The organism is Lysobacter korlensis (genome assembly GCF_042434515.1).
The window spans coordinates 538,447-551,670 of the sequence record NZ_JBHLTG010000002.1 but is presented as its reverse complement, the minus strand read 5'-3'; the positions used below and the strand labels follow the sequence as shown (position 1 = coordinate 551,670).

General features: G+C 70.5%; 11 protein-coding genes. 5 read left to right on the top strand and 6 right to left on the bottom strand.

Annotation, left to right across the window (positions count from 1 at the left end; all coding sequences use genetic code 11):
* Nucleotides 1-19: 19 nt before the first annotated feature.
* Complete coding sequence (gene glgX, locus ACFFGH_RS12075) at nucleotides 20-2,137, bottom strand: glycogen debranching protein GlgX (protein WP_386668552.1); 2,118 nt, start codon at nucleotides 2,135-2,137, stop codon at nucleotides 20-22.
* Between the two features lie 57 nt (nucleotides 2,138-2,194).
* On the opposite strand from glgX, the gene ACFFGH_RS12070 reads away from it, so the two are divergent.
* Nucleotides 2,195-3,337, top strand: a complete 1,143-nt coding sequence (locus tag ACFFGH_RS12070) for a cysteine desulfurase family protein (RefSeq protein ID WP_386668551.1) — start codon at nucleotides 2,195-2,197, stop codon at nucleotides 3,335-3,337.
* Nucleotides 3,338-3,533: 196 nt separating this feature from the next.
* On the opposite strand, the gene ACFFGH_RS12065 is transcribed toward ACFFGH_RS12070, so the two are convergent.
* Nucleotides 3,534-3,872, bottom strand: coding sequence for a cupin domain-containing protein (locus ACFFGH_RS12065; RefSeq protein WP_386668549.1), 339 nt, complete (start codon nucleotides 3,870-3,872; stop codon nucleotides 3,534-3,536).
* Between the two features lie 82 nt (nucleotides 3,873-3,954).
* Between ACFFGH_RS12065 and mnmA the strand changes: the two genes are divergently transcribed.
* Nucleotides 3,955-5,139, top strand: coding sequence for a tRNA 2-thiouridine(34) synthase MnmA (gene mnmA, locus ACFFGH_RS12060; protein ID WP_386668547.1), 1,185 nt, complete (start codon nucleotides 3,955-3,957; stop codon nucleotides 5,137-5,139).
* Nucleotides 5,140-5,186: 47 nt separating this feature from the next.
* Here the strand turns inward: mnmA and ACFFGH_RS12055 are convergent, their stop codons facing one another.
* Entirely contained in the window at nucleotides 5,187-5,903 is a 717-nt protein-coding gene (locus tag ACFFGH_RS12055; RefSeq protein WP_386668546.1) for a tetratricopeptide repeat protein, read from the bottom strand.
* Nucleotides 5,904-6,000: 97 nt separating this feature from the next.
* On the opposite strand from ACFFGH_RS12055, the gene ligA reads away from it, so the two are divergent.
* The 3 genes from ligA (at nucleotide 6,001) to ACFFGH_RS12040 (ending at nucleotide 10,844) form a co-directional block, all read left to right on the top strand.
* The gene (ligA, locus tag ACFFGH_RS12050) at nucleotides 6,001-8,322 is read left to right on the top strand and encodes an NAD-dependent DNA ligase LigA (protein ID WP_386668545.1); all 2,322 of its coding nucleotides are present in this window, start codon (nucleotides 6,001-6,003) and stop codon (nucleotides 8,320-8,322) included.
* 357 nt (nucleotides 8,323-8,679) lie between these two features.
* Entirely contained in the window at nucleotides 8,680-10,248 is a 1,569-nt protein-coding gene (locus tag ACFFGH_RS12045) for an alpha/beta hydrolase (RefSeq protein ID WP_386668544.1), read from the top strand.
* Nucleotides 10,249-10,403: 155 nt separating this feature from the next.
* A complete protein-coding gene (locus tag ACFFGH_RS12040) occupies nucleotides 10,404-10,844 on the top strand; it encodes a hypothetical protein (protein ID WP_386668542.1) in 441 nt (146 codons plus the stop codon).
* Between the two features lie 89 nt (nucleotides 10,845-10,933).
* Here the strand turns inward: ACFFGH_RS12040 and ACFFGH_RS12035 are convergent, their stop codons facing one another.
* The 3 genes from ACFFGH_RS12035 to ACFFGH_RS12025 all read right to left on the bottom strand — a co-directional run bounded on the left by ACFFGH_RS12035 (nucleotide 10,934) and on the right by ACFFGH_RS12025 (nucleotide 13,209).
* Nucleotides 10,934-11,194: a hypothetical protein gene (locus ACFFGH_RS12035; protein ID WP_386668541.1), complete on the bottom strand. Its 261-nt coding sequence runs from the start codon at nucleotides 11,192-11,194 to the stop codon at nucleotides 10,934-10,936.
* Between the two features lie 67 nt (nucleotides 11,195-11,261).
* Nucleotides 11,262-12,281, bottom strand: coding sequence for an NAD(P)-dependent alcohol dehydrogenase (locus ACFFGH_RS12030; protein ID WP_386668539.1), 1,020 nt, complete (start codon nucleotides 12,279-12,281; stop codon nucleotides 11,262-11,264).
* Between the two features lie 130 nt (nucleotides 12,282-12,411).
* Nucleotides 12,412-13,209 carry an META domain-containing protein gene (locus ACFFGH_RS12025; protein ID WP_386668537.1) on the bottom strand — a complete coding sequence of 266 codons (798 nt, stop codon included), beginning with the start codon at nucleotides 13,207-13,209 and terminating at the stop codon, nucleotides 12,412-12,414.
* Between the last annotated feature and the right edge of the window lie 15 nt (nucleotides 13,210-13,224).

Below are 13,224 nucleotides of genomic sequence, written 5' to 3'. Positions count from 1 at the left end.
AGCGACCGAGCGAGCCTCGTCAGTGGGCGCGGAACAGCTGCATCGAGGATGCGGCGACGCGCAGCTCGCTGCCCGGACCGTGCTCGAGCTCGAGCTCGTCCAGCTCGTCGGCCGCCGAGTCCCAGAGCAGCGAGTAGCCGGTGACGCCCTCATGCTCGGGAAGCGTCACCGTGACGTCCTCCTCGAGCCCGTGGACGATCAGCAGGATCCGGTTGAACTCTTCCTTCTCGGGCGTGTACGCCGCCAGATACTGCAGCGTGCGCTCCGAGGGGGAGTTCCAGTCCTCGATGGTCATCGAGAGGCCCTGCTTGTTGTACCAGTCCATCTGCGTCGCGGTCGGGACGGTCTCGCCCCACTTGCCGAACTTCGCGGGCCGCAGCGCCGCGTTCTCGCGACGGAGCCGGATCAGCTGCTGCGCCACCATCCAGAGCTCGTGCTGCCAGTCCTGCCAGTTCCAGTCCAGCCAGGTGAGCTCGTTGTCGTGGCAGTAGGCGTTGTTGTTGCCCAGCTGAGTGCGGCCGAACTCATCCCCGGCGGTGAGCATCGGAATGCCGGCGCTCAGAAGGAGCGTGCCCAGCATGTTCCGCATCGCCTTGGCGCGGGCGGACAGCACCTGCCGGTCGTCCGTCGAACCTTCGGCGCCGTGGTTGAAGGAGCGATTGTTGTCGGTGCCGTCGCGGTTGTTCTCGCCGTTGGCCAGGTTGTGCTTCGTGTTGTACGCGGTGAGATCCGCCATCGTGAAGCCGTCGTGGGCGGTGATGAAGTTCACCGAGGCGAGGGGGCCGCGCTCCTGGCCGAACACGTGCTCCGATCCGGTGAGCCGTCCCGCGAACGGGCCGATTCCGACCGGCGCGCTGCCGTGCTGACGTGCGGCGGCGATGTCGGTGAGCCAGAACTCGCGCATCTGGTCGCGGTATCCGTCGTTCCACTCGGCGTAGCCGGGCCGGGACTTCGATGGGCCCGGGAAGTTCCCCACCTGCCAGCCGCCGAGTCCGACATCCCACGGCTCCGCGATCATCTTGACGCCCTGCAGCTCCGGATCGTCGAGGATCGCCTTCAGCAGCGGGTGGTTCGGGTCGAAGTGCGCCTTCTCATCCCGGCCGAGGCTCGCGGCGAGGTCGAACCGGAATCCGTCGACCTGCATCTCGTTGGCCCAGTACTTCAGGCTGTCGATCACCAGGCGCTGCGCAGCTGGCGTCGCCGTGTTGAGCGTGTTGCCGCATCCGGTGGTGTCGATGTAGTGGCCGCGGGCGTCCTGGCGGTAGTAGCTGGCGTTGTCGAGTCCGCGCAGGCTCGTGGTCGGGCCCCGGCGACCTTCCTCGGCAGTGTGGTTGTAGACCACGTCCAGCACGACCTCGATGCCGGCCTCGTGCAAACGCCGGACCATGTCCTTGAACTCGCGGGCGACCGCATCGGGCCCCTCCCGGCGGGCGGCCTCGGTGGCGTACTCGGCGTGCGGGGAGAAGAAGTTCAGGGTGTTGTAGCCCCAGTAGTTCGACTTGCCCTGGCGCTTGAGGTGGTTTTCGCTGGTGAACTGCTGCACCGGCAGCAGCTCGACCGTGGTGATGCCGAGCTCGAGCAGGTACTCGATGGTGGTCCAGTGGGCGAGTCCTGCGTAGGTGCCGCGCAGGTCCTCCGGCATCCCGGAGTTCAGCTTGGTGAGGCCCTTCACGTGCGCCTCGTAGATCACCGTGTGGTGCAGCGGCACCTCCGGCTTCGTGGCGCCTCTCCAGTCGAATTCGCCGTCGATCAGATACGACCGCCAGTCGCCGGCCGAGGTCTGGGCGATCCCGCGGGCATACGGATCGATCAGGTCCCGGCTCTGGCTGAACGCGTGGGTCGCCCCACGAGGTCCGTTCGCGCGGATCGTGTACGGCACTCCGGGCTGCAGCGACCGGCTGACGCCGCACCAGACGCCGTGCTCGTCACGGGTCAGCGGAACCCGCTTCACGAGCCAGGTGGGGTCGTCCGCATCCCAGATGCAGAGCTGCATCGATGTGGCGTGCTCGCTCCACACCCGCAGCTCCCCGCCGCGCGGCGTCCGCCGCGCCCCGAGCTCACCGAGGTCGTCGGCGGTCGTCGGCCGCGAGAGCGGTCCGGAGAGCGACGGGTCGATGCTCGGCTGGACGGAGGACATGCGCTCTACAGTAGGTGCTGTTGACCGGTGCTCGGTCGGCTCTCCACTGGAGGACGAGTGGGAATCTACCTCGACCACGCGGCGACCACGCCGCTCACCGCCGCCGCGCTGGCGGAGTACACGGATGCTCTGCGTGTCGTCGGAAACCCGTCGTCGATCCATTCGGCGGGGCAGTCCGCTCGGCGAGTCCTCGAGGAGGGACGGGAGCGTGTCGCCCGTGCGCTCGGGTGTGATTCGATCGAGGTCATCTTCACCGGCGGGGGCACTGAGGCCATCAATCTCGCCCTGAAGGGGCTGTACTGGCAGCGGAAGCGCCCGCGCATCGTGGCGCCGCTGGGTGAACACCACGCCACGGTCGACACCCTGGAGTGGCTCGCCGCTCATGAGGGCGCCGTGATCGACTGGATACCGGTCGACGAGCACGGCAAGATCAGCCTCGAGGCTCTGGAGGAGGCGCTCGCGGACGATGTCGCCTTCGTCACCCTGCTCTGGGCGAACAACGAGATCGGCACGATCCAGCCAGTCGCCGAGGTGGTGGCTCACGCGGCCGTGCACGGCATTCCGGTACACGCTGACGCCGTTGCCGCTTGCGGTCAGATCCCGCTGGATTTCGCCAGAAGCGGGCTCGCCGCGCTGAGCGTCTCCGCCCACAAGATCGGCGGGCCGCTCGGCATCGGCGCTCTCGTCCTCTCCCGTGGCACCACGGTCGAGCCCCTCGTCCACGGTGGCGGGCAGCAGCGGAACGTCCGGTCCGGCACCCAGGACGCCCCGGCGGCCGCGGCGTTCGGGGTGGCGGCTGAACAGCTCCACGACCGGCGCGAGCTCCGCGACCGGCTGATTGAGGGGGTCCAGCGCGCGGTCCCGGATGCCGTGCTGCGCGGTCACCCCGTCGACCGGCTGCCGAACAACGCCCACTTCACGTTCCCGGGATGTGAGGGAGACTCCCTGCTCTTCCTGCTCGACGCTGCGGGCATCGCCGTGAGCACGGGGTCCGCCTGCCAGGCCGGTGTTCCCCAGCCCTCGCACGTGCTGCTCGCCATCGGTCTTGTCGAGGAGGAGGCCCGCGGCGCCCTCCGCTTCACCCTCGGGCACGACTCCACGGTCGAGGACGTCGACGCCCTCGTCGCCGTGCTCCCGTCCGTCGTCGGGCGGGCTCGTCTTGCGGGCTTCGCGAGCCGCGTTCCTGGCGCCCAGCGCTAGCGCGGCGTCGATCTCCGCCTCGATCTCAGCGGCGGTGCGGCGGGTTCGTCGGTACTTCGGCAGGTTCACTGGTGCGTCCCCCCTCAAACCGTCAGTCTGCTGTGAGGCCGAGCCTAACCGCGCGTCGAGTCCGCCCTCCGGCAATCCGGTGCCGAGGCGGGCCGCGTGTCGCGCGTCCGCTTGAGGTTCCCGGGAGTCATTCCAGGTTGTGCTGGATGATGCGAGGCGACGGGTGCAGGCACATCATCCGGGTGCGCCCCTCGCCGGTGACGGTGAACTTGTGCGGCGTCTCCGGCGGCACGGTATAGATGTCGCCGGGTCCGGCGTCCGCCTCCTCGCCCGCCTGGTGGAACCGCACGGTCCCCTCGATCACCAGCCATGTCTCCGCGTACGGATGCCAGTGCAGCGGCGGACCCTCACCGGCTCCGTTGTTCGTGGCGAAGAAGGAGACGCCGGCGCCGTATGGCTCACCCTCGAACGTCGCCGTGGTGCCGGGCCTCGGCATGAAGTCCGCCAGCTTCAGGATCTCGAGCATCGTGCCTCCCTCTCATCCGCCATCATTCCGCCCGCGGCGCCACCCAGGGAAGCGCGAACACCGCCGCGCGTAGACTTGGTGCATGCGTGTTCTGGCGGCCATGAGCGGGGGAGTGGACTCCGCCGTCGCGGCTGCCCGCGCCGTCGACGCCGGCCATGACGTCGTCGGAGTGCACCTCGCGCTGAGCCGCATGCCTGGCACCCTGCGCACCGGCAGTCGCGGCTGCTGCACGATCGAGGACTCGATGGATGCGCAGCGCGCCGCGAACGTGCTCGGCATCCCCTACTACGTGTGGGACTTCTCGGAGCGGTTCAAGCTCGACGTGGTCGACGACTTCGTCGCCGAGTACACCGCCGGCCGCACCCCGAACCCCTGCATGCGCTGCAACGAGCGGATCAAGTTCGCGGCGCTCCTCGAGAAGGCGCTTGCGCTCGGGTTCGACGCTGTGTGCACCGGTCATTACGCCGAGATCCGGACCGACGCCGACGGCAACCGCGAGCTGCACCGCGCCGCATCGTGGGCGAAAGACCAGTCGTATGTGCTCGGCGTGCTGACCGAGCAGCAGCTCGCGCACGCCATGTTCCCGCTCGGCGCGACGCCGTCGAAGGCCGAGGTGCGCGCGGAGGCGGCGGCGCGCGGCCTGAGTGTCGCGAGCAAGCCGGACAGCCACGATATCTGCTTCATCCCGGATGGCGACACCCGCGGCTGGCTGTCCGACCGGCTCGGCACAGCTCCGGGGGAGATCGTGGAGCGCGACGGGACCGTCGTCGGCTCGCACGACGGCTCCCACGGCTACACGATCGGCCAGCGCCGCGGGCTCGCGATCGGGCGCCCGGCCTCGGACGGCAAGCCGAGATTCGTGCTCGAGATCCACCCCAAGCAGAACCGCGTCGTCGTCGGACCGAAGGAGGCGCTCGACATCGCCGAGCTTGCCGGCCGCCGCTACAGCTGGGCGGGTGTGGCGCCGGACTTCGCAGCCGATCCGTTCGAGTGCGAAGTGCAGATCCGGGCCCACGCCGACCCGGTCCCCGCCATCGCCGTCCTCCGCGCGGTGACCCCGGTCCCCGCGGACGCGGAAGGTGCATCGGTCCCCGCGCCGGTCGAAGGGGCCGTGACGGTGACCCGGGAACTGGTGATCACCCCGCACACGCCGCTCAACGGCGTCGCCGCCGGCCAGACCGCGGTGGTCTATCTCGGCACCCGTGTGCTGGGTCAGTGCACCATCGACAGGACCGTCTCCGCCGTCCCGGCCACCGCCGCCTCCTGATCTCACCGCAGCCGTCCTCACGGTGGCCGGCAGCGTGCGTCCGATGCTCAGCGGGCGGCGCGCAGGACCGCGAGCTCCTGGGCGACGTACTCGTCATCCGGACGCTCCAGGTGCAGTGCCTGCTGCAGAAGGAGGGCTTCCGCGCGCCGCCCGAGTGAGCGCAGGCACCGCGCCTCCGCCCAGCGGGCGACGAACAGCTGCTCGGCGGTGCCGAACCGCAGGCTCGCCGTCACCGCCGCGCGGAACGCGTCGAGCGCGTGCGCGTACCGCCCGGCGTCGTGCAGGTGCCAGCCGTAGTTGGTGCAGAGCGCGACCGTCCAGCGTTGGGTGCGGGGATCGCGGATGTCGGCGAGCTCACCGATCGCCTCCTGGAACCACTGCTCGGCGTGCTGCGTGTCGACGATCGCCGCCATGTGCAGGGCGTCGAGAAGCAGGAAGTCGTCGCCGGCTTCCCGCGCCGCGGTCATCGCGCGGAGGAAGTGGGGAAGCGCTGCATCCGGGTCGCCGGCCGAGTTCAGCAGCCGCCCCCGCTCGAGCGCGATCCGGGCCGCCACCACCGGGGCGACCTCGGGAACGCTCGCGAGCAGCTCCTCGGCTTCGTCGAAGCGTGCCTGCAGTCCGAGTGCGCGCGCGACCTGCGTCTGGAGCTCCGCTCGTTCGACGGGGTCCGTGACGAGATCGGCCACCCGGCGCAGCGCAGCCTCGCTGGCGACTGGGTCGTCGAAGTCCCAGAGCGCGTCGAGCGATGCCTGCTGCACCGGCATGGCGACATTCTGGCAGGGAGCCCCACATTCTGGCAGGCAGGTCAGAGCGGCGCAGTACGACCGGTGCTGCGACGGTGGTGCTCTCTAAACTGGGCCCGTGGCGGAGCAGGCGAACCCGAATCAGCCGGACCAGGAGCCCACGGGCACGATCGTGGCCGAGCCGGAACCCGAACAGGTGCCCGAGCACGGCGATCCCGTCCTGTTGGCCGCGAAGCGCGAGGCCGACGAGCTGACCGCGCGCATCCTCGAACTCCGCGACGCCTACTACCAGGGCGATACCGTGCTGGCGTCGGATGAGGAGTACGACGCCATGATCCACCGGCTGGAGGAGCTGGAGCGTCTGCACCCGGAGCTGCAGGGCCAGGACAGCCCCACCCTCACGGTCGGCGGCCGGGCGCAGACCACCCTGTTCGCGCCGGTGACCCACGCCGAGCGGATGCTGAGCCTCGACAACGTGTTCAGCCGCGACGAGTTCGAGGCGTGGGCCGCGAAGGTCGAGCGCGACTCCGGTCGGCAGGTCCGCTACCTCTGCGAGCTGAAGATCGACGGGCTCGCGATCAGCCTCCGCTACGAGCATGGCCGCCTCACCACAGCGGCGACCCGCGGCGACGGTGTGGTCGGCGAGGACGTCACGGAGAATGTGGCGCTGATCGCGTCCATCCCCACCCGGCTCGCCGGGTCCGGGCATCCGCCGGTCGTGGAGGTGCGCGGTGAGGTCTTCTTCGCCGTCACGGCGTTCGACGAGCTGAACGCGATCCAGGCGGAGGCCGGCGACCGGGTCTTCGCGAACCCGCGGAACGCAGCCTCCGGCAGTCTCCGGCAGAAGCAGGAGGGCAAGAACGAGGCCCAGCTGGGGCGGATGCGGGCGCGACTCAGCCGGCTCAGCATGTACGTGCACGGCATCGGCGCCTGGCCGAACCCGCCCGTCCGCGCGCAGAGCGAGATCTACGAGCTGCTTCGCGATTGGGGGCTGCCGACCACCCCGTATTTCCAAGTGCGGGACTCCATCGCCGCGGCCGCCGAGTTCATCGAGCACTACGGCGAGCACCGGCACAGCGTGGAGCACGAGATCGACGGTGTCGTCGTGAAGGTCGACGAGCTCGCCCTGCACGACGAGCTCGGCGCGACCAGCCGCGCGCCGCGCTGGGCCATCGCCTACAAGTACCCGCCCGAGCAGGTGCACACGAAGCTCCTCGACATCGTCGTGAGCGTCGGCCGCACCGGTCGCGCCACACCGTTCGCCGTGATGGAGAAGGTGCTGGTCGCCGGCAGCGAGGTCCGCCAGGCCACCCTGCACAACCAGGACGTCGTGAAGGCGAAGGGTGTGCTGATCGGCGACACCGTCGTGCTGCGGAAGGCGGGCGACGTGATCCCCGAGGTGCTCGGCCCCGTGGTGGAGCTTCGCGACGGCAGCGAGCGGGAGTTCGTGATGCCGAAGGACTGCCCGGAGTGCGGCACGCCGCTGAGGCCGGCGAAGGAGGGCGACGTCGACGTGCGCTGCCCGAACGCCCGCAGCTGCCCCGCTCAGGTGCGCGGCCGCGTCGAGCACATCGGCAGCCGTGGTGCCCTCGACATCGAGGGGCTCGGAGAGGTGAGCGCCGCGGCGCTGACCCAGCCCTCCGGCGACACCCCGCCGCCGCTCGAGACGGAGGCCGGTCTGTTCGAGCTGACCCTCGAGGACATCTTCGACATCACGGTCGAGGTGCGCGACGCGGAGACCGGCCTGCCCAAGCTGAATCCGGACGGCACGCCGGACGCGCGCGCGCCGTTCCGTCGCCGGCGGAAGAAGACCGACCCGCCCGTCGACCCCACAGGGCCGTTCTTCGGCGACGAGCGGTGGGCGCCGTCCGCGGCGGCCGTGGAGCTGATCCAGAACCTGGGAGTCGCCAAGACGAAGGAGCTGTGGCGCTTCCTCGTGGGGCTCAGCATCCGGCACGTCGGCCCGGTCGCCGCCCGCGCGCTGGCGCAGCACTTCGGGTCCCTCGACGCGATCCGGGGCGCGAGTCGCGAGGAGCTGGCAGGCGTCGAAGGGGTGGGGCCGATCATCGCGGACGCGCTCCTGGAATGGTTCGAGGTGGACTGGCATCGCGAGATCGTCGACCGGTGGGCCGCCGCCGGCGCCCAGCTCTTCACTCCAGGACACCCAGGTCCCGGAGCCGCGGCCGCCGCCGGGGGAGTGCTCACCGGGCTGACCGTCGTCGCCACCGGTTCGCTGGAGGGCTACAGCCGTGAGGAGGCGCAGGAGGCGATCCTCGCCGCCGGCGGCAAGGCGGCGAGCAGCGTGAGCAAGAAGACGGATTTCGTGGCCGCCGGGCCGGGAGCCGGCTCGAAGCTGGCGAAGGCCGAGCAGCTCGGTGTTCGCATCATCGACGCGGCGCAGTTCAAGCGGCTTGTGGAGCTGGGACCCGACGCCCTCTAGCACGAGCCGCGGCACCACCCGGCGCAGCGGATTCGCGTCCGCCTTGCTCGGGTGCCGGGCGATTCGCGGACCATTCCGCGCCGTTCTCTCATATTTTTTCCTGTCCCCCTTCGGGCGGACTCCCGCATATTTACTGGCCCCTCTTCGGGGGACCGAGGTACTTCACAGGATTGTCACAATTTCGGCCCACATTCGGGGTGCAGTTGCCCATATGATGGCGCTGTCGCGGGGGCTTCGATCGTTGGGGGAGTGCCACGCGGGATTCGGGTCTCAGGGGGTGGGGAATTGCTGTTCGCGATCACAGCGCTTCTCCTTTCCCCAACGCCGGTCGGAGTCGCGCACGACACCCTCCCGCTGGTGGCGCCGACGGCGGAGTCCGGTGTCCTCCAGTCGCTCGAGGCAGAGGCCCAGAGCCGCTCAGGCCTCCTGCTCGCCGCTGACCCGGCCGACCAGAGCGGCATCGCGCTCGACGAGGCGACGGTGTCCCCGTCGAGCCTTTCCGGCGTGGGGGCCGGCCCCGACCTCGAAACGGCGTCGGTTCCGGCCCAGCCGGCCGTCGCAGCGCAATCCGCCCCGGGAACCGGATCCGGCGCCGGCCTCTCGGCGCTCGGACCGATGTCGACAGGGGCAGCCGACGCGGCACCGTCGGTCGGGGTACTCCCGGAACTCACCCAGCCTGCCGGTGGCCCGGTCACCGCCGCGGCACTGATCGGCCCGGTCGTGGCGGTTGAGCCGGCCGTGCTGCCGCAGATGAAGGGCGTCGCGCTGCTGCGGCAGCTCGCGGTGCAGCCACGCAGCGAGCTCGCCCGGTTCTTCGTGGGAAACGCCGACTCCGTCCGCTCGCTGCTCGCCGCCCCGCCGAGCGCCGGCGCAGTGACCGCGTGGTGGCAGTCCGTGCCGCCCGCCTGGAAGCACACCATCAGCCGGTCGGCCCCGGAGCTCGTCGGAAACCTCAACGGCATCCCGTTCCCGGAGCGGAGCGCCGCGAACCAGTCGCTGCTCACCGAGTCGCTCGTGCACCTCGAGTCGCAGCTCGACGCCGACCTGGGCCGCGCCGAGCTCGGCGAGACTCTCCGCCGCGTGGAGGCGCTGAAGGACATCCGCGGCGCGCTCGGCGACGGCAACAGCGAGCCGCAGCGCTACCTGCTCTCGCTCGACCTCGACCGGGAGCCGACTGCGGCGATCGCGGTCGGCGACCCGCAGCAGGCCGACTACGTGAGCTTCCTCATCCCGGGCATGTTCTTCAACACCGGCTCGCAGATCAGCGAGTGGACCGACACCGCCGCCCGCCTCTACGAGGAGCAGGTCTCCTGGCTCGAGTTGCTCGGTGCGAAGGGGAACGAAGCCGGCGACACGATCGCGACGATCGCCTGGGTCGGCTACCAGACCCCCCACCTGCTGAACGTCGGATCGCTGGACCTCGCTCGCGAGGGCCGCGACTCACTGACCGGCATGGTGGAGGGGCTGCAGTCCTCGCGCGGTGCGGACCAGCCGTTCCTGTCCATCCTGGCCCACTCGTACGGGTCCACCGCGGCGTTGATGGCGCTCGAGGAGAACGACTTCACGGTGGACGCGCTCGCGGTCATCGGCTCGCCGGGCAGTGCCGCGCAGTCGGTCGACGAGCTCAACGTGCGCAACGGCAACGTCTTCGTCGGCGAGGCGGCCTGGGACCCCATCCCCAACAGCTCCTACTTCGGGAGCGACCCGGGCGCGGAGTCCTACGGCGCCAAGCGGATGGACGTGGGCGGCGGCCTGGATGTCATCAGGGAAGAGGTCCTCGCGGCGTCGATCGGCCACAACGAGTACTTCGGCCCCGGCACGGAGTCGCTGCGAAATCTCGCGCTTCTCGCCATCGACCAGGGCGACCTGGTGACCGATGGCACCGAACGGGACCAGGAGCGCACCGTCGCTTCCGTTGGCCGATAGCGCCCGGCCCCTCGACGAGCCGGCGCGGCCCCTCCTTCCCGCGCCCGCTCGCGACTGCCGACCGGACACCCCGCGAAACAGAGGTTCGCAAACCACTTCGGGAACACACGCCGGTGATACCGTTGCCTCCCCTGTACCCGGCAGTTGAGGGATCGATGAAGTCGCGCTACCTGCTGGCCGCCGTCGCGGCCGCCGTCCTCAGCCTGACCGGGTGCGTGATGGCGCCCGGCAGCGGCGTCACGCCGGACGAAGCCCGGGAGCGGTTCATCGGCATCCTCGACTCCACGCAGGAAGCTCTCGGGGGCTCGTGGGAGAACGTGGATGACCCGACCGCACGCAACTGCACGATCCCCCTCTGGGTCGACGGGGTCCGCTACCCGGGTCTGCGGCTGGGTGAGGCACCCGAGTCGCCGATGCACGCGCTCCGCACCGTCGAAGACCACTGGGACGCACTCGAGGTGAGCTCGGAACGCACCAAGGTCGGCGAAGTGACGGAGCTCCGAGGCACCAACCCGTCGGGCGACCTGTTCATCTTCCGCGCCAACCAGGCGGCGATGACCCTGCAGGGTGAGAGCGAGTGCCGGCCAAAGGCGTGAGGCGGCCGCCAAGGTCCCCGACGGCGCTCTCGGCCTCCATCCGACCGATCGACCAGGCGAACGCGGTCTGCCCGCCGCTCGGCTGACCTCTACGGCACCGGCTCGGGCTCAGGGCCTGGGTAGGGCTCCGGCGCCGGCCCGGGGAACGGCTCAGGATCCGGGCTGGGGAACGGCTCCGGAGCGGGCGTCGGCAGGTCCGGCTCGCGTCCCGGATCCGGGATCGGATTCGGTGACGGTGAGGGAGGCGGCGGCGCCGTCGACGGCGAACTCGGGTCCGGCCCCGTCGGCGGCGGCAGCGGAGACTGCGGGTGGGTGAACGGCGGCTCCTGAGTGCCCATCGGATCGCTCATGGTCGCGACGCTATCGACCCCACCACAGGATGCGCTGAGTGCCCCGCGAGTCCGGTGCGGCGCGGTGTCAGTCCAGCGTGTCCACCTGCTGGGGGTAGACGACCGCCTTCATCGAGTCGGGCACGCGGCCGGCGAGGGTGAGGGCGTCTTCCGATCCGGCCAGCGGGAAGCGGTGCGTCACGATGGATTCGACGTCCACCCGGCCCGATGCCACCAGATCGATCGCGGTCGGCCAGGTGTGCGAGTAGCGGTGCACGAGGCCGAGCGTGAGCTCCTTGTCGTTGAGGTTCGACAGCGGCAGCTCGACCGGCTGCTTGGGCATCCCGACCATCGCCGCGCGGCCGTTCGTGCGCAGCCGCGCGAGCCCGGCGGCAAGCACACCGGGGGCGCCGGAGCACTCGAGCAGCACATCGAAATCCCGCCCGGACGGAGCGTCGCTGCGTTCGATCTGAAAGCCGAGCCGGCGTGCGAGCTCCAGCCGGAACTCGGAGACGTCCACCAGCGTCACCGACCCGGCGCCGAGGGCTCGGGCGGTCTGCGCGGCGAGCACGCCGACCGGTCCGGCACCGGTGATGAGCACGTCGTCGCCTGGTTCCAGGTTCGCCCGCTTGCACGCCCAGATGCCGACGGACAGCGGCTCGAGCAGGGCGCCCTCCTCGTAGCTCATCGAATCGGGGATGGGATACAGGTTCCGCTCGTCCATCGCCAGGTACTGCACGAGGGCGCCGTCGTACGGGGGAGTGGCGAGGAACTCGAGGTCCCGGCAGAGGTGATACCTGCCCGCCATGCAGTCGCGGCAGTCGCGGCACGGCGAGCCCGGCTCGATGGCCACCCGGTCCCCGACCTTCACCCGGGTGACTTCCGATCCGACCTCGGCAACGCGACCTGCCACCTCGTGGCCGAGGATGATGGGGCCATCGACGACCCAGTCGCCGATGTAGCCGACCTTGTAGTACGTGGTGTCGGATCCGCAGACGCCGACCGCCTGCACCTCGATCACGGCGTCGCGCGGGCCGAGGGAAGGGTATGGAACCTCCCGGAGTTCGATGGTCTGCAGCTCGGGCATCACCGCGGCGCGGTTCTCCATGACTCTCCCGTGAGGTTCGGGGCGCTGCACCGGCGACTCGCGTCGGCCTCAGCCGGCGACAGGTCCGGGCGCGCGCCTACTGTACCCGCGAATGCTAACGCTCCCAGGTGACGGCGAAGCGAGGGACCGTTCAGGATCCGGCGGCGGCTGCCGTGTACACGAGCCCGGTCGACCCGACCGTGGACATCAGCGTGAGCTGGTCGCCCTCCACCGTCGCGCGGAAGCCGCCCAAGACCCCCAGGATGTGATTCTCCTGGTCGACGAACTCAGCCGGGCAGTCGGCCGCCTCCACGTCGAGCGCGGTGGTGATCTCGCCGAAGTGGGCGTCGTAGCGTCCCTCGAAGCCTCGGCATCCGGCGCTGCCGGTGATCCGCCCGTCCGCGGTGAGCAGCAGGGTCGGCTCGCCGGTCACGCTCGAGGCGGTTCCGTTCGGACCCTCGCCGGTCAGCAGGGTGGTGAGCCGCCAATCCGTGTCGGTCAGGCTCTCCGTCGGCACCTCTGGGATCGGCTCGAATGCCAGCTCCACCTCGTCCCCGCGCAGCACCAGCGACGCCGAGCCGACCTCGGCCGAGGTCGTGGTGCTGAGGGCGGTGATGTACCGGGACTCCAGTTCCATCAGACCGTCGTCGAGGCACGCCATCTCCGTCATGGTGGCGGCGCCGATGGTGAGGTCGTCCACGGTGCCGGTGATCTCGACGTCGTACGTGTTGCATGCGGCCCGCCCGCCGGCGGATTCACCGTCGACGATGAGTGTCACGAACGCGTCGCCCGGTTCGATCGGCCCCTCCGCGTCGGCCCCGGAGGTCAGCTGCCAGGCGCCGGTCAGCGCCCCGGCGCCGGAGGATGCGCCCCCGGGGCCGCTGCACCCGGTTCCCGCCAGCAGCAGCGCGGCGGTCAGCGCCGCCGCAACCAAGGTCCTGTCGCGCATCCGTGCCTCCCGCCG

Bases quoted from the DNA above. Each gene is read 5' to 3' on its own strand.
- ACFFGH_RS12025 (WP_386668537.1), bottom strand. From the start codon at position 13,209: ATGCGCGACAGGACCTTGGTTGCGGCGGCGCTGACCGCCGCGCTGCTG.
- mnmA (WP_386668547.1), top strand. From the start codon at position 3,955: ATGCGTGTTCTGGCGGCCATGAGCGGGGGAGTGGACTCCGCCGTCGCG.
- glgX (WP_386668552.1), bottom strand. From the start codon at position 2,137: ATGTCCTCCGTCCAGCCGAGCATCGACCCGTCGCTCTCCGGACCGCTC.
- ACFFGH_RS12055 (WP_386668546.1), bottom strand. From the start codon at position 5,903: ATGCCGGTGCAGCAGGCATCGCTCGACGCGCTCTGGGACTTCGACGAC.
- ACFFGH_RS12040 (WP_386668542.1), top strand. From the start codon at position 10,404: ATGAAGTCGCGCTACCTGCTGGCCGCCGTCGCGGCCGCCGTCCTCAGC.
- ACFFGH_RS12065 (WP_386668549.1), bottom strand. From the start codon at position 3,872: ATGCTCGAGATCCTGAAGCTGGCGGACTTCATGCCGAGGCCCGGCACC.
- ACFFGH_RS12030 (WP_386668539.1), bottom strand. From the start codon at position 12,281: ATGGAGAACCGCGCCGCGGTGATGCCCGAGCTGCAGACCATCGAACTC.
- ACFFGH_RS12035 (WP_386668541.1), bottom strand. From the start codon at position 11,194: ATGAGCGATCCGATGGGCACTCAGGAGCCGCCGTTCACCCACCCGCAG.